Source organism: Pleurocapsa sp. CCALA 161 (genome assembly GCF_003003995.1).
Lineage (GTDB): Bacteria > Cyanobacteriota > Cyanobacteriia > Cyanobacteriales > Xenococcaceae > Waterburya.
This window is the reverse complement of record NZ_PVWF01000022.1, coordinates 1-18,717: the sequence shown is the minus strand read 5'-3', so window position 1 is coordinate 18,717 and position 18,717 is coordinate 1. Positions and strand designations below refer to the sequence as shown.

The 18,717-nt window shown below is 40.1% G+C and carries 17 protein-coding genes; 8 read left to right on the top strand and 9 right to left on the bottom strand.

Annotated elements, in window-relative coordinates; genetic code table 11:
• The first annotated feature begins 22 nt into the window (after window positions 1-22).
• Both C7B62_RS07405 and C7B62_RS07400 read left to right on the top strand, forming a co-directional pair.
• Window positions 23-1,927, top strand: a complete 1,905-nt coding sequence (locus C7B62_RS07405) for a GTPase (RefSeq protein WP_106234204.1) — start codon at window positions 23-25, stop codon at window positions 1,925-1,927.
• A 373-nt stretch (window positions 1,928-2,300) separates the two neighbouring features.
• Window positions 2,301-2,654 carry a hypothetical protein gene (locus C7B62_RS07400; protein ID WP_106234202.1) on the top strand — a complete coding sequence of 118 codons (354 nt, stop codon included), beginning with the start codon at window positions 2,301-2,303 and terminating at the stop codon, window positions 2,652-2,654.
• Between the two features lie 151 nt (window positions 2,655-2,805).
• Here C7B62_RS07400 and pstS read toward each other — a convergent pair whose 3' ends face one another.
• The gene (pstS, locus tag C7B62_RS07395) at window positions 2,806-3,873 is read right to left on the bottom strand and encodes a phosphate ABC transporter substrate-binding protein PstS (protein ID WP_233219856.1); all 1,068 of its coding nucleotides are present in this window, start codon (window positions 3,871-3,873) and stop codon (window positions 2,806-2,808) included.
• 457 nt (window positions 3,874-4,330) lie between these two features.
• Here pstS and moeB point away from each other — a divergent pair, with 457 nt between their 5' ends.
• Window positions 4,331-5,503, top strand: coding sequence for a molybdopterin-synthase adenylyltransferase MoeB (gene moeB / locus C7B62_RS07390; protein ID WP_106234196.1), 1,173 nt, complete (start codon window positions 4,331-4,333; stop codon window positions 5,501-5,503).
• A 279-nt stretch (window positions 5,504-5,782) separates the two neighbouring features.
• The gene (locus C7B62_RS07385) at window positions 5,783-6,301 is read left to right on the top strand and encodes a hypothetical protein (RefSeq protein ID WP_146132063.1); all 519 of its coding nucleotides are present in this window, start codon (window positions 5,783-5,785) and stop codon (window positions 6,299-6,301) included.
• A 191-nt stretch (window positions 6,302-6,492) separates the two neighbouring features.
• Here the strand turns inward: C7B62_RS07385 and C7B62_RS07380 are convergent, their stop codons facing one another.
• The gene (locus C7B62_RS07380) at window positions 6,493-6,750 is read right to left on the bottom strand and encodes a hypothetical protein (RefSeq protein WP_106234191.1); all 258 of its coding nucleotides are present in this window, start codon (window positions 6,748-6,750) and stop codon (window positions 6,493-6,495) included.
• A gap of 208 nt (window positions 6,751-6,958) precedes the next feature.
• Between C7B62_RS07380 and C7B62_RS07375 the strand changes: the two genes are divergently transcribed.
• Entirely contained in the window at window positions 6,959-7,558 is a 600-nt protein-coding gene (locus C7B62_RS07375; protein WP_106234189.1) for a DUF3038 domain-containing protein, read from the top strand.
• A gap of 73 nt (window positions 7,559-7,631) precedes the next feature.
• Entirely contained in the window at window positions 7,632-8,888 is a 1,257-nt protein-coding gene (locus C7B62_RS07370) for a DUF4335 domain-containing protein (protein WP_106234186.1), read from the top strand.
• Between the two features lie 25 nt (window positions 8,889-8,913).
• Here the strand turns inward: C7B62_RS07370 and C7B62_RS07365 are convergent, their stop codons facing one another.
• Window positions 8,914-9,168, bottom strand: a complete 255-nt coding sequence (locus C7B62_RS07365) for a hypothetical protein (protein WP_106234184.1) — start codon at window positions 9,166-9,168, stop codon at window positions 8,914-8,916.
• 180 nt (window positions 9,169-9,348) lie between these two features.
• On the opposite strand from C7B62_RS07365, the gene C7B62_RS07360 reads away from it, so the two are divergent.
• Window positions 9,349-11,322, top strand: a complete 1,974-nt coding sequence (locus C7B62_RS07360) for an NAD(P)/FAD-dependent oxidoreductase (protein ID WP_106234181.1) — start codon at window positions 9,349-9,351, stop codon at window positions 11,320-11,322.
• 144 nt (window positions 11,323-11,466) lie between these two features.
• Here C7B62_RS07360 and C7B62_RS07355 read toward each other — a convergent pair whose 3' ends face one another.
• The 5 genes from C7B62_RS07355 to C7B62_RS07335 all read right to left on the bottom strand — a co-directional run bounded on the left by C7B62_RS07355 (window position 11,467) and on the right by C7B62_RS07335 (window position 16,070).
• Complete coding sequence (locus C7B62_RS07355) at window positions 11,467-12,630, bottom strand: GuaB3 family IMP dehydrogenase-related protein (RefSeq protein ID WP_106234179.1); 1,164 nt, start codon at window positions 12,628-12,630, stop codon at window positions 11,467-11,469.
• Window positions 12,631-12,835: 205 nt separating this feature from the next.
• On the bottom strand, window positions 12,836-13,978 hold the full coding sequence (locus C7B62_RS07350; protein ID WP_106234294.1) for a beta-ketoacyl-ACP synthase: 1,143 nt from the start codon (window positions 13,976-13,978) through the stop codon (window positions 12,836-12,838).
• 125 nt (window positions 13,979-14,103) lie between these two features.
• Window positions 14,104-14,382 (bottom strand): hypothetical protein, encoded by a 279-nt coding sequence (locus C7B62_RS07345; protein WP_146132062.1) that lies wholly within the window; start codon window positions 14,380-14,382, stop codon window positions 14,104-14,106.
• A 120-nt stretch (window positions 14,383-14,502) separates the two neighbouring features.
• On the bottom strand, window positions 14,503-15,102 hold the full coding sequence (locus C7B62_RS07340; RefSeq protein WP_106234175.1) for a globin family protein: 600 nt from the start codon (window positions 15,100-15,102) through the stop codon (window positions 14,503-14,505).
• A 212-nt stretch (window positions 15,103-15,314) separates the two neighbouring features.
• Window positions 15,315-16,070, bottom strand: a complete 756-nt coding sequence (locus C7B62_RS07335; RefSeq protein ID WP_106234291.1) for a peptidylprolyl isomerase — start codon at window positions 16,068-16,070, stop codon at window positions 15,315-15,317.
• 139 nt (window positions 16,071-16,209) lie between these two features.
• On the opposite strand from C7B62_RS07335, the gene C7B62_RS07330 reads away from it, so the two are divergent.
• On the top strand, window positions 16,210-17,391 hold the full coding sequence (locus C7B62_RS07330; protein ID WP_106234172.1) for an RtcB family protein: 1,182 nt from the start codon (window positions 16,210-16,212) through the stop codon (window positions 17,389-17,391).
• A 167-nt stretch (window positions 17,392-17,558) separates the two neighbouring features.
• Here C7B62_RS07330 and C7B62_RS07325 read toward each other — a convergent pair whose 3' ends face one another.
• A complete protein-coding gene (locus tag C7B62_RS07325; RefSeq protein WP_106234169.1) occupies window positions 17,559-18,119 on the bottom strand; it encodes a photosystem I assembly protein Ycf4 in 561 nt (186 codons plus the stop codon).
• Between the last annotated feature and the right edge of the window lie 598 nt (window positions 18,120-18,717).

The window sequence follows — 18,717 nt, the reverse complement described above, 5'->3', positions numbered from 1 at the left end:
GTAGTGCAAAAGCAAATTCATCATGGTAAGTATCAAACCCTGGCAAATAGTAGTTCTAGTGTTGCCGATCGCAACAATCGTTATTTTTTTATTGGTGGCAGCAGGTTCGCAAATTCACGACTGGGGTTTGAACTGGATTTGGGGAGTGGTGGTAGTAATTTTCACCCTGTGGCGGTGGTTATTGGTTAAGTGGGCAAAATCACCCTTGGCAGAAATGGAAGAGGCGATCGCCGAAATTCAAGAGGAGTTATCGGCAGATTCGAAGCTAAATGTATCAGCAAATCAAGAACAGCAGATTAATATTGCTCTGCAACAGGTAATCGCCAAAACCAAGACAGATGAGCCAATCTGGTTAGATTGGCAGACTTTCTGGCAACGATGTCTAGAATTGGTTAGTGCGATCGCTCAAACTTATCATCCTGAAGTAAAACGCCCTTTACTTAATATTTATCTGCCCCAAGCTTATGGTTTAATTCGCGGTACAGTAGACGATACGGATCGCGCCATGCAAAAGCTATCTCCTGTTTTAAATCGGGTTTCGATTGGACAGGCAGTAGAAGCATTTGAGGTTTATCGAAAGCTAGAACCATCAGCACGCAAATTAGGTCAGGTATTTAATTGGTCACAATGGTTAATTAATCCGTCTGCCGCTGTCGCTAAACAGGCTACCAGGAAATTTAATAATCAGGCGAATCAAGAGTTATTGGTTAATCTTGGTCAATTAATGCGAGAAGTAGCCTTAAGAAATCTAGCCCAACAGGCGATCGCTCTCTACGGGGATGAAGCTATTACTATTCCTATCCCTAACGTTACTCCCGATCCTGCTTTACCAAAAGCCCAAACCAAAACCCTTAAGGCTATTTTGGAATCAGTTGAACCTGAGGCAGCAGTTGCTCAAAAACCTGTGAATATAATTCTAGTAGGGCGTACTGGGGCAGGAAAAAGTAGTCTGATTAATACCCTTTTCCAAACCGATTTAGCTGAGGTTGATGTTTTACCCAGTACCGATCAAATCAAAAATTATACCTGGAAAACGCCAACTAATGAAGTTTTGAACTTATTAGATACTCCTGGTTACGAACAGGTAAACCGCCCCGAATTGCGATCGCAAGTATTAGACTATGCAGCCACCGCCGACTTATTATTACTAGTTACTCCTGCTTTAGATCCCGCTCTTCAAATGGATTTAGATTTTTTGCAGACGCTCAAACAAGATCTGCCAGACTTAAGCGCGATCGGCATTGTGACTCAAGTAGATCGCTTGCGCCCAATTCGCGAGTGGAATCCCCCCTATGATTGGCAAGAAGGTACACAGCCTAAAGAAAAGTCTATTCGCGAAGCCACTAGCTATCGTGTAGAACAACTAGGAGATATCTGCAATCTGATTCTGCCAATTGTTACTGAAGATCTGGGTAGTAATCGGGCTGCATGGAATATAGAAGCATTATCGTTAGAGTTAGTTCAAGCGATCGCTCCTAGTAAACAGTTACGTCTGGCGCGCTTCTTGAGAAATCTCGAAGCCCGCAGCAATGCAACGGCAAAGATTATTGATCGCTATACTCGTCAGATGGCTACTACTCAAGGTTTAACTTCATTGTTGAAAAGCCCGATCCTGAAATTTATTGCCACCATGACTACAGGAAATCCAACCCTCGCCTACGTCTTAGCCGAACAAATCCCCGTCGAACAAGCTCCTCTAGTCATGGGCAAACTCCAGATGGCTTATGATCTATACACCTTGCTCAATCCCAACTCTAGTATCAGCAATTTCAATTTGCGCTCAATCTGGTCATTACTCTTAGAAAATAATCAGGTAGGCAACAACAGCGCCTGGGCTTTTGGTCATGCTCTAGTCGAATATTGGACAAAAAATCTTACTTCAGAACAGTTGCGCGATCGCTATAATTTTTATCTCCAACAAAAATAAAACTTCCCTGGTTTTAGTGAACATCATTTAAAATTAATCTGTTTTTAACTTGTATGTTACACCTAAAATTATATCTTTAGCACGACTCGATATTTTTCCTTTTTCCTAAACACAGCCTATGTGTACTTCGCAAGTAAGAAAAAGGCTATATCATCCGTCAGTCTTTCAGTCATGGCATATTCACAATAAATTCTAACTTTAGTTGGAGGAATTAATGTTTATAAGTTAGTTAATCTAAATTTGTCTAGATAAGTAGCTAAATAAATTTGTTATTCAGTTTATTTGACCAGAATTGAATTAATTGTGCAGAAATTTACTTTGGTTTTAAGCTATTGACAATAAAAAACACACATGTTTATCCATTAACCTAACTATGAGCCGTTTAATTTCGCAAGCCATAAATCGCATCAGTTCTATTCTGAAAAAAATTCAAGTCAAAAGTCTTTTGACTGCTGTATTATTAGGAGCAATTTTATTAACTAATGGTGTTAGCAGTTCTGCCACAAAAGGCAAGACTGCTGCTGACCTCCTTGGCAGCGACGTTGTTGACAGTAATCCTGAAAGACCGACAACAACTCGCGAGTGGAGACAAGAAGCTCGCCGAACCGAAGATGCTCCTCTAGAAAGAGCTAAGGAGATTGGAAAAGAAACAGGAGAAGCATTAAAGGATTTGGGCAAACTTTATCCAGATGTGGCGGAAAGAACTCTTCCCGACGAGATCAAATAATTAATCTTTGCCTGTTTAGATAGTAAGTCTAAGCTTAATTGGATTTACTATCTAACACAGCAAATTTCCCTCTTTCAGGATTTAGCGATCGCACAACTGGAAAGTCTTGCTCGGTGTAGTCACATTCAAGAAGATCAACCAGCAGCTAACATTACTTTTCAGCCACAACTTCTTGTTGAACGGTCTGTAAGACCCGCGCTTCTAATTCTTTAGGCAATGGAATGTAACCTAGCTCTGTAGAATATTGATCGCCACTATTCAAAGCCCAATCAATAAATCCTTGTAATGTCTGAGCAGTATTAGGATCTTGGTATTCTGGATATAGCAGTAACCAAGTCATGCCAGCAATAGGATAAGCTTGAGGATTAGCAGGATCGGCAACTGTCAGCGCAAAATTTTCAGGAATTGTTTCTCCTTCAAATACTAATGACGCTGATTCAGGGGAAGGTAAGATTATGTTCCCAGCTTTGTTTTCGATTGCCGCAGCGGTCATGCCATTTTCCTTAGCATAGGCATACTCTACATAACCGATTCCGCCTTCAGTTTGAGCTATTTGAGCAGCAACTCCTTCGTTACCTTTAGCGCCAACGCCAGTAGTCCATTCTACCGTTTTATCTGCACCACCTTGCCAATTAGGGCAGGCTGCTTGGAGGTGACTGGTAAACAAGAAAGTTGTACCGCTACCGTCAGAACGATGAATCCAAGAAATAGGAGTATCTGGCAAAGTGGCATTGGGATTCGCTTGAGCGATCGCCGGGTCGTTCCATTGGGTAATTTCGCCGTTAGCAATGCCACAATAAGTTTGACGCGGCAACTCCAGACTATCTACCCCTGGCAAGTTATAGGCAAAGACCACACTCCCAGCCGTCATCGGGACTTGAATTGGCGCTTTACCATAAGTTGCTTCAAAAGTGGCCCGCTCTTCGTCAGACAAGGGTTTATCCGAGGCTCCAAAGTCTACTGTACCTTGGAGATATTGCTCTACGCCAGCACCACTACCTACAGACTGATAGCTAATTTCAACTCCAGGATTTTGCTTATTATATTCAGAAAACCAACGTTGATAAAGAGGTGCAGGAAAAGATGCCCCCGCACCAGTTAAGCTGGCTTCAAGACCAGAATCCTGAGCATTAGCAGTAGAAATATTGAATTGTGAGTTATTAGTTAAATCGATACTTTGGGCAAGTAATGTTAAAGATAAAGCGGAAACTGTTGTCAAACAGAATCTTCGAGTAATTTTAAATGTCATTTAATCTAGAGTTTTTTTGAGGTTGTTTTTCTCAAGATTAAAGAATATACTACCTAGGTAAAGGAAAATTTAAGATTGAGTTATTGTTACCTAAAGGTTTTGAATAGTCGTGCAAAATTGATTATTAATTTTCTAGTTGAGATCGCAAAAGAGCAAGTAAAGTGTGTATTTTTGTTGAAGCACTTACTGCTTTTTTGCAAAGTTATTAACTCAATCTAATTGATAAATTTCTAACACAAGTAGTCTCTAAAATCAATATTTAAGTTTCTGGTTAATACACAATAACTAAGATTAGTTTCTATGCTGCACTATGCCGCTAGGAGTAAAAAAATTGTTTAATGCTCGTGGGGTTCTATATAATAAGAAGCTTAATAGTACAAGCTGACCTCAACCCCAGGGTCTGCGATCGCGTTTTTTGCAAATCATCATGCTTAATCCAAACTTGGAAGCAATAGAACTCAATCAAGAAGAATATCAGCGATATTCGCGTCATATCATTCTGCCTGAGGTGGGATTGGACGGTCAAAAACGCCTTAAAGCAGCTAGCGTTCTTTGTATTGGTAGCGGTGGTCTTGGTTCGCCACTATTACTTTATTTAGCAGCAGCAGGTATCGGCAGAATTGGCTTGGTAGACTTCGATATTGTCGATAGTTCTAATTTACAGCGTCAAATTATTCACAGTGAATCCTGGGTAGGTAAACCAAAGATTCAGTCAGCAAAAGACCGTATTCTCAGTATCAATCCTCATTGCCAGGTAGATTTATACGAAACGGCGATTAGTTCAGCCAACGCTTTGTCAATTCTTGAACCCTATGACGTGGTAGTTGACGGTACGGATAATTTTCCCACCCGTTATTTGACTAACGATGCTTGTGTCTTACTAGATAAACCTAATGTCTATGGTTCGATCTTCCGCTTTGAAGGACAAGCAACGGTCTTTAACTATCAAGGAGGGCCCAACTATCGCGATCTTTATCCTGAACCACCACCACCAGGAATGGTTCCCTCTTGTGCTGAAGGAGGAGTTTTAGGTGTTCTGTGTGGGATTATTGGCACAATTCAGGCAACCGAAACAATTAAGATCATTCTGGGTGCAGAAAATACCCTCAGCGGTAGATTATTGCTTTACAATGCCTGGGATATGAAGTTTCGTGAGCTGAAGCTCCGTCCCAACCCTGAACGACCAGTAATTGAAAAATTGATTGATTACCAAGAATTCTGTGGTATTCCTCAAGCTGCGGCGGCGGAACAAGCAGCGAGTAAGGCGATCGCCGAAATGACTGTTCAGGATCTTAAACAGCTAATGGACAGCGGTAAAGATGACTTTGTACTGTTGGACGTCCGCAACCCTAATGAATACGAAATTGCCAAGATTGACGGGTCAGTTTTAATTCCCTTACCAGAATTAGAAGACGGTAGCGCAGTTGAGAAAGTTAAGGAACTAGTGAATGGTCATCGCCTAATTGCTCACTGTAAGTTAGGAGGTCGTTCTGCCAAAGCCTTAAATATTCTTAAAGAAGCTGGAATCGAAGGCACTAACGTCAAAGGGGGAATAATTGCTTGGAGTCAAGAAATTGATTCTAGTATTCCCCAATATTAGTTCTCTTCTTAAAGAAGATTCACGTTGTGACCTTGTCCTAAAGGACAAAGGCTTGAACTCAATGTAGCTTCGAGATCGTAAAGAATCCTTTAGGGCAAATGGTATACATCAAAGCTGCCTTAATAACTTCGGGCTTTACCTTACTTTTGACTTAAGCCCGAAGAGCTTAATAAATTTATTACTGTTGTCGCTCCTTGATCTTGTTAAGGTTTTTATTACTTCCGATTTTGGTGAGCTAGCTTTAGTATGGTTGTGAGTGAAAAATATAATTTAATTGCCATGCAAATTTTCCTAAAAGCGTTTGGTTGGACTAGTTTAGTTTCTTTTCCCCTATTTTTATTAGCTACCCCTAATTCTCCTGCCTTAGCTGGCAGCGTTGGCATCTGTGCTGAAGATATGATCTCTAGTGGCGTAGCTAAATTATCGGCAGCATCTGCCTGTTCTGATGCTTTAGATCCTAGCGATTTGGCGAGTTGCGTCATCGATATTACCGCGACCGATATTAAAGGCGATGATGCTTTACAGGCTTGTTATCGCGTTCGTAGAACTGACGAATTGGCAAGCTGTGTCACTACCATCAGCAGCGATTTAGCAGCAGGAAAAGGAAAGTCAGATCTAGTTCTAGATAGCTGTCGTCGTAGTTTATTGCCAGAACGGCATGCCGAATGCACCCTAGATCTGTCTACTGTAGCCAAAATATCTCCTGAAGAAGCAATGAAGAGTTGTTTAGCAGCAGAAATTACTCCTGGCATGGTGTCTCCTGGCATGGTATCTCCTGTCGAGGCAAATCCTCAATAGTTACAAATGGTCAGTTCGCCTGTAGTTCGACGGATTAAATGATAATTGAAACAAAGCAGCGCAAGTTAAACGATATATTAAAACAAATCTGTAAGCAATTAACAGTTATGCTCGGCTTTTGTAATTAAATATTTATTTAATCCGTTTTATTGATTTGATTGAGTATAAAATCAGCAACGTTTAAAAATATTTTATTGGATTGAACTAGTTATTTCTTTGAGTTGATTAGTTGTTTTAGCAATTGCCGATTTGTTTTTCGAGTGCTGTTTGGCATTAGCTTGAGTTTTGATTTCGATTAGACAAATTGGTATGACAACTATCCATAATGTGGATGCTATAGCAATTACGCCCCACGATTTGAGTTCGGTCTTAGAACATTCTCGATCTTTGAATTTACTCAATAATAAAAAAGTGCAATATGTACCTGCTCCCAATAAATAAAATGTCATCTTAAATTTTAAATCGTTCTTAGGTTAGATACTTAATATTATTGATTATGCCGAGCTAATTTTTATCAAGAAACGGTATTGATTAAAAAATATTTAATGAAGTTTTCAAGAACTCGATTAAATTACATTGATATTTATGTATAGATAAGCATCATGTAAATTAATAAATATATTATTTCGCTGGATTTCATATCTGCGACTGGTAATTATGGCAATCCATCCAGAAACTGAATACAACCATCCTCAAGGGCAAGAATTAGCCAATTTGAGGGTCGTTCAGGATAAAGAATTAGAAGAGATAAAATGCCATTTAGATTTAGTTCTGTTGGCATTAGAAGCGATCGCCAATATTAATTCAGAAGTGATCATTCAAGCAGCCCAAGATTTACACTTAGACGCAGTAATTGGCGATCGCCTGACTCTCTGGGGACTAACATCTTCTCACCCCAAACTAAAAATTACGGGAGAGGAAAAAAAACTAGACGTTGAAGAAGCGCGATCGCTCGTATTAATTATTTGTCATTTGGCTAACCAGCATCAAGAATTACTTCGTCGGGGAGTGAGTTTATTAGAACAAGTTACAGAACAGAATGAATCGCCTTATCAAACTGCTTTACTAAGTAATTATTTAGACCGATTTATCAATTCTTATCAGAAAAGAATTGCCCATCCTCAAAAGATCTCAGCAGAATCTTTATCTGATTTAGCCTGGAAATTATTAAGCGATCTGTTGTTCTATAGTGGTCAAAATGGTCATCGTTTACTCTGGATAGCAATTTTTGACGCGACTCAGATTAATTGCCCTTAATTTAATTAATTTAAAGATTGCTATTATTGTCGGGCTACCAAATAATCATCAGATTTAAACTAGCTTCAGTACCATGTCCTCCATAATCCATCGTTTCACACCACCTACTTGCACTTTAGAAATTACCGAAAAAAAATTACCTTTATCGGGCTGGCTCAGTTCAGATATCTTACCCAATTGCCAGTTTAAATTGAAATTTGACGATCCACGCCAAACAACCTTTAAACAAATAACAATTCAGGGAGATCGACAAGATTTACTCCAGCTTCAGACAGTAATTAATTGCTATGTCCAAATGCAGCTACAGAGTTCTTTTCAAGCAAAAGGGATCAAGACGACTTCTAAACGAGATGGTATTAACGGGAAGCCATATTTAACACCCCAAGGGTTAATGCATCATGAACTATTTTTTGGCAGATTAACTCATGATAGCCAGCTTCATAGTCTCAAACTGAGTACAATACAGCTATTCGATCTAGCTACGGCATTAGCAGCATATCAAACTGAAACAATCGTGTCTGGGAGCAAACCGCAAGCTTTACCCAAAATTATTGCTTTTGGAGGAGGAATTGCTGCCGTGACGCTCACAGCGATCGCCATAATTACTGTTTTAAAACCCCAGATGCAGCCAGAGAGGGCGACAAATACTCAGCCTCAATCTTCGATTAAAATTCCCGAACTAAACGAAATTACTCCACCTTCTCTCCCAGATCCTCATCAAAAAACTGCTACACCAAAACTGAGAGAACCCATTGCTTCGATCACAAGACTACCTCCGCCTCCAGCAGTAGAAACCCCCAAACCCAAGCCAAACATACCAGATCCTGCCGATTACCCATTGTCTGATGTTGCCCGTCAATCAGGATTAGACAACCCAGTTAAGAATAAAAACATTAATAATCGCGAGACAAAATCAGCCAGTATAAATCCTCAAACAGCACCAAAAACTGACGTTGTAGAGCAAATACCCACTGTCACAACTTCTTCCCCAGCAAAAACTAACTTGGTTAAACCAGCTCAGGATTTAGCCGTTAAAAGCTCATCCAATCAACCAAGTCAAGCAGAACAAATTACCGCTTATTTTGAGAATAAATGGCAACCACCCGTAGAGCTAAAGCAAAGTCTAGAATATCGCTTGGTTCTAGATCGCAACGGTTCAATCATACGGATAGTACCGTTAGGCAAAGCTGCTCAACTCTATTTAAATCAAACTAATATTCCAGTCAACGGTGAAGCATTTATTTCTCCTCTAACCAAATCGCAACCAGATATAATTCGTCTTCTGTTAAATCCTGATGGAAAAGTTCAAGTTTTTACTGAATCAAAATAGTAAAATAAATATTTTGGAGCGAACATTACGCGCTATCATTTTTGGGCAAGGGTAATATATTCCAAGCTTGAATAATTATTTGACTCAACCACTTGCGACGTTCTAGATCGAGAACCCGATCATCCCGTAGTATGCTCTCGGTTAACTGCTCTATAGACTGTCCTTGCTGGCGAGCCATCTGAACTACGCCTGCGATCGCTGTGGCGATAACTTCTTCATTTACAGCACTATTTTTTAATGCCAGCATTTCTTCCATGTTGGCGGGAATAGAATAATCCATAGTGGAGTTAGCAGATTTTAGAAAATGGTGGCAACTAACTATAGTAACTAAATATATTGATTCTGCTATTTTGCCCTCAAGCAGAGGATGTAAAATTAGTAGTCACGCCAGCTTAACTCAATGCTATTGTATTTGCCTACGGTTTCCAACTTTTTAAGGATATATTAAGATTATTTATATATGAAAGAGTTAGCCTATTTGGAAATACCCACTTCTAATATCGTCAGGGTCAAAGACTGGTTACAGGACACATGGCAACCATTATCGGGCAATAAAGTTAAGACTCCTGACGGAATTCGGGTGAAATTTGACGCGCCTAATAGTGAAGCATCAATATTTGTCTGGCAGTTACAGCGCACAACGTATTTAAAGGTATTTCAGTGGGGAGAAGGCAATCAGGCACAGCAAATTAAGCAGCAGCTAATAGAAGCAATTCAAGCAGCATATCCACCACATTATCCTGTCCCACCTGAAGTCGATTTGTCACAACAGTCAATTTTTGAGGCTTTGGAGGCAGACTACCCCAAGACAGTCCATTTTTTTCGGAAAATGCCTCATGGGGAATACGATCTCAATCGAGTCTATTGGTGGGAAAAACGCTGGCGCGAAAGTGTGCAGCATCCTCAACAACCTCAGAAAGTCATTTTTCAAGGTGATGCAGGCTCAAGCGAGCAGAATTTTGATTTAATTTATATTGGTGGAGCGCTAGGAGTCATTCACGCTGCGGTAATGGCGCTCAAAGGCTACAAAGTGCTGCTGGTAGAAAGACTTCCCTTTGGCAGAATGAATCGAGAGTGGAATATTTCTCGTGATGAGTTTCAAAGTTTGATTAATTTAGGCTTGTTTACTCCTGAAGAATTTGAGTCGGTTATTGCTGCGGAATATATAGACGGTTTTAGTAAGTTTTTTGATGCTTATAACCCACCTCATCTTAAAGCAGCCGTTTTACACACTCCTAAAGTGCTGAATGTGGCGATCGATGCGGAAAAGCTTTTGCGCTTTTGTGGAGATAAACTGCGTCAATCGGGGGGGCAAATCTGGGATGAGACAGAATTTATTCGCGCCGACGTTTCGGATACGGAGGTAACGGTTAAACTTACCCATTTACCTACCAAAACTAGTCAACAAGCAAGCGCTAGACTACTGATCGATGCCATGGGTACTGCCTCGCCAATCGCCTGGCAGTTAAATGGCGGACGTGCATTTGATAGTGTCTGTCCCACAGTAGGAGCAGTAATTGAGAGTGGTTTTGCCCCTGAAGTATGGGATAAAAATTACGGAGATGTTTTAAATTCCCACGGTGATATATCTAGGGGTAGACAGTTGATTTGGGAATTATTTCCCGCTGGCAAGGGCGAATTAACCTTTTATCTCTTCCATTATCATCAGGTGCATCCAGCTAATCCTGGTTCGTTACTGGAAATGTACGAAGACTTTTTTACTATCCTGCCAGAGTATCGTCGTTGCGATCTGGAAAAACTAGTTTGGAAAAAGCCAACTTTCGGCTATATCCCAGGACATTTTAGTACTAGCGATCGCGATCGCACCGTGGCATTTGATCGTTTAGTAGGGATTGGTGATGCAGCTTCTCTCCAGTCTCCTTTAATCTTCACTGGCTTTGGTTCTTTGGTGCGTAACCTAGAGCGTTTAACAACCCTACTTAACACTGCTTTGCAACACGATTTGCTCTGTGCTAAACATCTCAACCAAATTAGAGCCTATCAAAGCAACATTTCTGTAACCTGGCTATTTTCTAAAGGTATGATGGTGCCTACAGGTAAAACTCTGCCTCCTCAAAGAATTAATTCGATGTTAAATACCTTCTTTGGCTTGTTGGCAGACGAACCACCCGAAGTCGCCGACACCTTTATTAAGGATCGTACTGACTGGGTTACTTTTACTCGATTAGCCCTAATTGCTGCTCGCAAAAATCCTGCCCTGTTAATTTGGATTTGGGAAATGGCTGGAAGCAAAGATCTCTTGCGCTGGCTCGGTTCATATTGGTCTTTCAACCTTGATGCCTTAAGAAACTTGCTGTTGGCAAGTTGGTTTCCTGGTTTATTAAAACACTCTCAGCCCTGGTTAGAAAAGCATAATCCTGCTCTTTGGCTTAAGCTAATGAGTTTAAATTACCAGTTACGCCATTCTAAATAGCTTCTATTTAGTTTTTAGTCTTTAAGAAGAAGCGTAAGTACAAGCGCTGACTGGATTTGGGAAACTTACGGAACTGGGAGACTTAGGGAAAGTAAAGTTGGTTTACTAACCCCATCTCCCTAATCTCCCTGAATCCCCAGCAGTTTATTTACCCATACCAAGCTGTTGTGCTTTTTGGTATACTTTTCCTTCGGTTAAAAGAGACGGCGCAATAACCACATCTACCTGCTGCATTTCCTTGAGGTTTTTAGCACCCAAAGTCCCCATGCTGGTTTTAATTGCCCCAAGTAAATTGTGCGTACCATCATCGAGTTTAGCTGGTCCTACCATAATTTCTTTAATCGTTCCTGTCGTTCCCACCTTAATTCGAGTTCCACGAGGTAATACGGGGCTAGGAGTTGCCATTCCCCAGTGAAAATCGCCTCCAGGAGCTTCCTCCGCCCGCGCGATGGGAGAGCCGATCATAACCGCATCCGCGCCACAAGCGAGGCATTTACAAATATCGCCTCCAGTGACGATACCACCATCAGAAATTACTGGTACATATCTACCTGTTTGTACATAATAATCATCTCGCGCTGCCGCACAGTCAGCCGTTGCTGTGGCTTGAGGAACACCAACCCCTAATACACCACGAGAGGTACAAGCTGCCCCAGGGCCAATGCCCACTAAAACTCCCGCAGCACCAGCCTTCATTAACTTAAGCGCAACTTCATAGGTAACACAATTACCCAAGACTACGGGCATGGGCATTGACTGACAAAAAGCGGCTAAATCTAGGGAAGCGATCGCTTCTGGGGATAAATGATCGGTTGATACTACTGTCGCCTGAATAAAGACCAGATCTGCTCCTGCCTCGGCGACAATTTTGCCATATTTACTTGCTCCTGCGGGAGTTAAGCTAACAGCAGCGATCGCACCTTGGCTCTTAATTTCTTGAATCCTTTGAGTAATTAATTCTGGTTTGATCGGTTCGGCATAAAGCTGCTGCATTAAACCCACAAACCCATCTTTCCCAACAGACTCAATCTTCTGCAAAATTGGTTCAGGATTTTCATACCGAGTTTGTATCCCTTCCAGGTTTAAAACCCCAATTGCCCCCAACTTTGAAAGTAAAACTGCCATTTTTACATCAACCACCCCATCCATTGCACTAGCTAGGATCGGTATTTCGCGGCTGATTCCGCCAATTTCCCAGGTAGTATCAGCTAGACTAGGGTCTAGAGTACGTACTCCAGGGGATAATGCGATTTCATCAAATCCATAGGCTCTACGAGCCTTTTTTCCGCGACCAATTGATATTTCCACGCTCTTGATTCGTTCCCAAAGCTTATTAACTTAGGCTATCAAATTTTATCCATTTTTGAACATAAATCCCTGCAAACAGATTTATAGCTCTAAGTTTTCAAGCTCAAGATCACCGCTTTTTTGGTATGGGGTTCTAAAAATAATCAAGCATCAGCTTAAGTCTTTGCTCATTCCTCAAATGCAAAATTTTTAGCGCTGTAACAGTTCATTGGCTGACAATAATTACCGCATTTTGCCCCCCGAAGCCAAAGCTGAAACACATGGCATGGTTGATTTGCGCTGACCTTGGCTGAGTCACCACATTTAAATCAAATTCTAAATTTTTTAACCCAACACAAGGAGGCAGACAATTGTGCTTCATTGCCATCAGCGTCAAGGCGGTGTTTATTGCCCCAGATGCTCCCAAAGTATGCCCTGTAGCTCCTTTAGACGAACTCACCGCTACTTGGGGAAATATCTGCTGGATTAACTGTGCTTCATGGCGATCGTTTAAAACTGTACTAGTACCATGGGCATGAACATAATCAATCTCCCTAGGTTCTAAATTACTCCGTTCTAATGACTGTTTAATTGCTCTTGCTGCACTGCCGTTGACTACTTGAGGAGCGCTGACATGATGAGCATCACAGGTCAAACCAAAGCCATTAATTTTGCCATAGATTTTTGTCTGTCGACGAGCAGCTAATTCTGCTGTTTCTAAGACAAACATTGCTCCACCTTCTCCTAGGACTAAACCTTCTCGGAATCGATCAAAAGGATAACAACCCTTATTAGCTAAAGCATTCATTTGCTCAAAAGCAGCTAAAGTCAGCGGACTAATCGGAGTTTCCACCGCCCCCGCAATAACCCTGGCACACCGACCAGTTCTGATTAATTGATAACCTCTAGCCAATGCCCAAATCCCTGTGGCGCAGGCAGCCATAGGCGCTAATACTGGAGCAGTAGTTTGCAGATAATTACCCGTAATGATTGCTGGCTGATGAGGGAAAGTTTGTAACCAGTCAAAGTTTAAATTATTTGATTGATGATTATGGATTTGGCTAGCTATTTGTTCCCAAGTCGCCTGACAACCACGGCTTGAGCCAATCACTACACCTGTCTGAGTTAGGGGAACTTGTAACTTAGCGTCCTGTAGCGCATCACTAAGAATTTTCTGAGTTAAATCGTCGATTAGACTTGGCTGGGAATCAATCATTCCTAGAGGATAAGCAGGCAGCTGAGGAAAAAGCTGGTGCAACTTAATTCCTGACTTGTCTTGTAAAATACTTGACCAGGTTGTTTGAAGTGAACCGAGACAGGAACTTAATCCTATCCCAGTAACAACAACGTCATGTCTAATATTCTGCATATATTGTTCTGCATATTCCACTCCATAAATTTGAGGCTTGATTTATTTAAATCTCACATTTATGATTCCATATATTCCTAATACATAGAAGAAATTAATATGATTACATGATTTATAAATATGTCTTAAATTCCGAGATCCTTTAGCTTTTGATTAATAAAGTTATTAAGATCTTCTTTAGTATCTTGCAAAGGATTTATTTCTCTCCAAATAGCAAAATATGACTTATATTCTACAATCATAATGTCTAATCCATCAAGTTTATATTTTTCAGCAATTTCAGTTATTTGATTTTGAAACTTCTTAGATATTGCAGTTTTTATCTCATACGATTTATTTTGAAAAACGATTTTTGTTTTTCCTTTGAGATGAATGTTTTTCTGTTCTAGTTCTTCAATTTTCAAAAAAATCATAAAAAGAAAGTAAGATTGGGTTAGAAGCTCACGTGCTTTTATCTATAAGAAGTGTTAAATAACCCAGAAAGAATGAAAAAAACGTCAGCATAAAAGGATTCAATTCACTTGCTAGTTTACTATCTTAGATTCTGGAACAGACCTGTCCTTTGTCGATTCAGGTCTTAATTGGGCAATGCTAAACATAATAGAAAGTATCAGGCCAACACTTACCACTCCGGCACCCAAAAAAAACAGAGAATTAGTTTTAGGATGTGATGTTTCCTCAATATCAGTTGGCGTTTGTAGTATTATATCTTCTTTAGAGTAATCTGCTCCATCTAACATAATTTCTGTAATAATACCATAAGCATCCACCCAAGCTTTTTTAACTTCAGGAGTCCATTCGCTTTTCAAATATTGTTCAAATGTTGCTAAAAGAGCAGCACCAACCAGAGGATAATGTTCTGGCAATGCTCCATATTTAACGTGCCTTGCCCCTAATCCTTTTAAGCTATCATCAAGAAAGTCTGGGGTTTGTAGATTTTCCACAATTAGAACAAGAGAAGCCAAGAGTTTTTGTTTTTGAGCTGTCATACTAGTATTGGCAAATAAAGGTTTTGCTTTAGGGCTAGCAGTGAAAAGATTTTCGTAAAAACTATCGACAAATTCATTAGCTTGAGGCTTTATTTTCTCAAAACTTTCTTCTAATAACTTAACTTTTAAAGACATTTTAAGTGCAGTTTGACATGTTATATAGTTAATCATTAACAATAATAACCTTGCTCTTAAAAAAAAGCTACAATTGCCAATATTTTGAGAATCATTAATGCAAATGATCGAGTTTTTTTGTCAAAGAATTGGGATTTGTAATTACATCACAAAAAATCTCATGCATAAGCAAATTATGCATGAGATTTAGATAGTTATAGTTGAAAATATAACTACTGTTTTTTTAGATTTTCTAAGCCTTCAACTACTTTAGCTGTAGTAATGCGATCGCCTTGCTTAATTTTATCAACTATGTCCATGCCTTCTACGACTTGACCAAAGACAGCATAGTCTCCATCTAGTGAAGGCAAGTCTTCTAAGGCAATATAAAACTGAGAAGAAGCGGAATCAGGCATTGCTGAACGAGCCATGGCAATGACACCGCGATCGTGCTTGAGAACTACAGCAGAACCAGGTAGTTTGGCTTTACTGTAAGTAGGTTGATCATCGCCATCTAATTTAATCTCTAAGGGAATACGACGCTCCATGCCCGTTTCTGGATCGGTAAATCCACCTGTCCCTAATTGCCCACTAAATTGAGGATCTTTTCCTTGCGGATCTCCACCTTGAGCGACAAATCCAGGAATCACGCGGTGAAACACTAGTCCATCGTAAACACCCTGATTGATTAGATCGACAAAATTTCCCGCAGTTGTTGGGGCATCTGTGCCATTGATTTCAATCAAGATAGGAGAACCATTAACCTGCAATTCTACCTTTGCCATCCCTTCTAACTGGGGCAAATTATTACTCATTTTATTACTGTTTTCGGCGTTCGCCACTTGTGATTGATTAGTTGTCAGATTATCAGATGATGAGGATGATTGTGAAATATCCGTCGCCGATGTTGTGCATCCTCCCAATACCAAACTGCTGATTAGCAGTAACGAAAAGATTTTGATTAACCACACATTAGATTTTTGAGTCATGTTATAAAATTTTGACTGAATTACTGCTGATAACATTGACCGTTGTAGCTTAATTTCTGTTCAATTAGTATATCTTTACAAGTTTTTCGGCAAAACTATTACGAATTTTGTACTATATACGTAATTAACTAATAAGGTCATGCCACACGAACAATTAGATTTATCAAGTAACAAACCAGTCTTGTCTTGGGCTAATCATCAGCTTGATAGTCGAGAAGCCCAGATGGCAAAGAATGTCGCATCTCTTCCTTTTGTTTTTAAACATGTGGCATTGATGCCTGATGTTCATTTGGGCAAAGGGGCATTAGTCGGTTCCGTTATTGCCACGAAAGATGCGGTTATTCCTGCTGCTGTCGGGGTAGATATTGGTTGCGGGATGGCTGCGCTGAAAATGCCCTTGACAGGAGATCGCCTGGAAGGAAAGTTAAAAAATATTCGTCATCAAATAGAGCGATCAATTCCCGTTGGCAGATGGGAAAATAAGAGCATCGAGAAGAAAGTTACCAATTGGCAAGGATGGCGAGATTTTAAGGAATTACACCCAGGGGTTCAGGATCTAGATAATAAGGCGCAAAAGCAAATGGGTTCTTTAGGTGGTGGCAATCACTTTATCGAGCTTTGTTTAGATACAGAAAACTATGTCTGGTTGATGCTGCATTCTGGTTCACGACATATTGGCAACAAGTTAGCTCAATGTCATATTTCTACAGGCAAAAAGTTGGCAGAGTTAGCCGATCTGAGTTTGCCCGATCCTGACTTGGCTTATTTTGTCGCAGGTACCCCCGAATTCGAGGCTTATTGGCGAGATTTACAGTGGGCGCAAGATTATGCTCGTTTTAACCGAGACGTCATGATGGAGCGTTTTAAACGAATCGTCGAAGAATTTGTCACAGGAGGTAAAGAACTTAAGCCTCTATTGTCTGTGAATTGCCATCATAACTATGCCGAAAAAGAAATTCACTTCGGCGAAGATGTTTATGTAACTCGTAAGGGGGCAGTACGCGCCCAGCAAGAAGACTATGGCATTATTCCTGGTTCAATGGGGACTAAATCTTATATCGTCAGAGGGAAAGGAAACCATGATAGCTATTGCTCTTGTTCTCACGGCGCAGGACGCCTAATGTCTCGTACCAAAGCGAAAAAGGAGTTTACGGTTGAAGATGTGATTGAGCAAACCCAAGGAGTTGAATGTCGTAAAGATAGCAAGATTATTGATGAAATTCCTGGTGCATATAAGCCGATTGAACAAGTGATGGCAAATCAATCAGATTTGGTTGAAGTTGTCGCTACAATTAAGCAAGTAATATGCGTCAAAGGCTAATCATTACAAATATAGTAGCCTAAAAAAAAGCGATCGCTTGTAGAGCGATCGTCAAACATTGCTTCTTTTACAGCTTATATGAAATCCAAAAATGAATGCTACAAATTGCTCTTCTACCCCTTTACCTCCTCTACTTTTCATCTGTAGCAAATTTTAAGTATTTAATATTACAGTCCTTCGAGGGGAACTTGTAAAAATCTAGCTAATTCTGCTCCTTGGTTTTCTAGAGTAGAAAGTGCGATAGGTTCGCCAACGCGAGTCAAAGGAACATCCCTTCTTTTTTTCGAGCGTAAATATAAAGCGCGTTTAGGACTTAATCCTTCTCTAATCTCGGCTCTTACAGACTGTACTTCGGAGATAGGAAACTCAACTTCTACCTGGCGATTTTTACCTGGATATCCTTGACGAGCGATGGTTACTTTCCCTGTCTCTTTATTAAATTCGTTGTAACCTCCGCCAACATTCCAAACCAGCAATAGCCAGAGATATGTAGCCAATAGTGAACCAGCAACACCATAAAAAGTTAGAGCAATTCCTTGAGGAATAAACTGTAATTGACTGGTATCGGAAACAATTAATAAGTTAGTTTTGAGATAGCTGGATAAACCAGCCAGCAGAAATCCCACTCCTCCGATAGTAACGATCGCTGCCCACAGTAAATTGCTAAATCTGCGAGAACCAAGAATATCCTGGCGAAGAATTTGTTGTTGCGTCTTGTCTGTGGTCATCATGATTGTCTTAAAATTAAATTAATATCTTGGTTAAATTTTATGTTAGGGAATCGAGTACTTTACTTATATTTTCTCACTCAGGTGATTCAGTAAAAACATAACCAATCTAAAGACTTTGCGCGGTCCTCCTTAAATTTACATTTTGGCTCGACCTAAAGCTGAAATATGTCGTTTTGTAAACTTTTTGCTAATAATTGTTTATGCACTATAAACCAGAAGAGAGCTAAAAATATTTGCTGAAAATAAGCCTTTGTTTCTCTCCTACTAAGAGTTTTGTGCTACTTTAGAATAATCACTTGAATACAGTCACTAATTTTATTTTGTAACCGTATTTTAAGAAAAATTTCATCTGATGACAGGAAATACGACCTGATAATCTGGTAAAGTTTTATAAAACTAAGTGCTTCTCAAGACAATATTTTGAGACAGCTACTTAAAGGCATAATAGAAAAGTACGTTTTGACAAATCTTGCAGCCTAACATAACAATATATATCTAAGCAAGAGGATTAAAAAAATATGACAATAGCAGTAGGACGCGCACCAGCCCAGCGCGGCATCTTTGATGCCGTAGATGACTGGCTCAAGCGCGATCG

Excerpts from the sequence above, each read along its gene's own strand:
- C7B62_RS07405 (WP_106234204.1), top strand. The coding sequence starts at position 23 with ATGGTAAGTATCAAACCCTGGCAAATAGTAGTTCTAGTGTTGCCGATC.
- C7B62_RS07400 (WP_106234202.1), top strand. The coding sequence starts at position 2,301 with ATGAGCCGTTTAATTTCGCAAGCCATAAATCGCATCAGTTCTATTCTG.
- moeB (WP_106234196.1), top strand. The coding sequence starts at position 4,331 with ATGCTTAATCCAAACTTGGAAGCAATAGAACTCAATCAAGAAGAATAT.
- C7B62_RS07385 (WP_146132063.1), top strand. The coding sequence starts at position 5,783 with ATGCAAATTTTCCTAAAAGCGTTTGGTTGGACTAGTTTAGTTTCTTTT.
- C7B62_RS07380 (WP_106234191.1), bottom strand. The coding sequence starts at position 6,750 with ATGACATTTTATTTATTGGGAGCAGGTACATATTGCACTTTTTTATTA.
- C7B62_RS07375 (WP_106234189.1), top strand. The coding sequence starts at position 6,959 with ATGGCAATCCATCCAGAAACTGAATACAACCATCCTCAAGGGCAAGAA.
- C7B62_RS07370 (WP_106234186.1), top strand. The coding sequence starts at position 7,632 with ATGTCCTCCATAATCCATCGTTTCACACCACCTACTTGCACTTTAGAA.
- C7B62_RS07365 (WP_106234184.1), bottom strand. The coding sequence starts at position 9,168 with ATGGATTATTCTATTCCCGCCAACATGGAAGAAATGCTGGCATTAAAA.
- C7B62_RS07360 (WP_106234181.1), top strand. The coding sequence starts at position 9,349 with ATGAAAGAGTTAGCCTATTTGGAAATACCCACTTCTAATATCGTCAGG.
- C7B62_RS07350 (WP_106234294.1), bottom strand. The coding sequence starts at position 13,978 with ATGCAGAATATTAGACATGACGTTGTTGTTACTGGGATAGGATTAAGT.
- C7B62_RS07340 (WP_106234175.1), bottom strand. The coding sequence starts at position 15,102 with ATGTCTTTAAAAGTTAAGTTATTAGAAGAAAGTTTTGAGAAAATAAAG.
- C7B62_RS07335 (WP_106234291.1), bottom strand. The coding sequence starts at position 16,070 with ATGACTCAAAAATCTAATGTGTGGTTAATCAAAATCTTTTCGTTACTG.
- C7B62_RS07330 (WP_106234172.1), top strand. The coding sequence starts at position 16,210 with ATGCCACACGAACAATTAGATTTATCAAGTAACAAACCAGTCTTGTCT.
- C7B62_RS07325 (WP_106234169.1), bottom strand. The coding sequence starts at position 18,119 with ATGACCACAGACAAGACGCAACAACAAATTCTTCGCCAGGATATTCTT.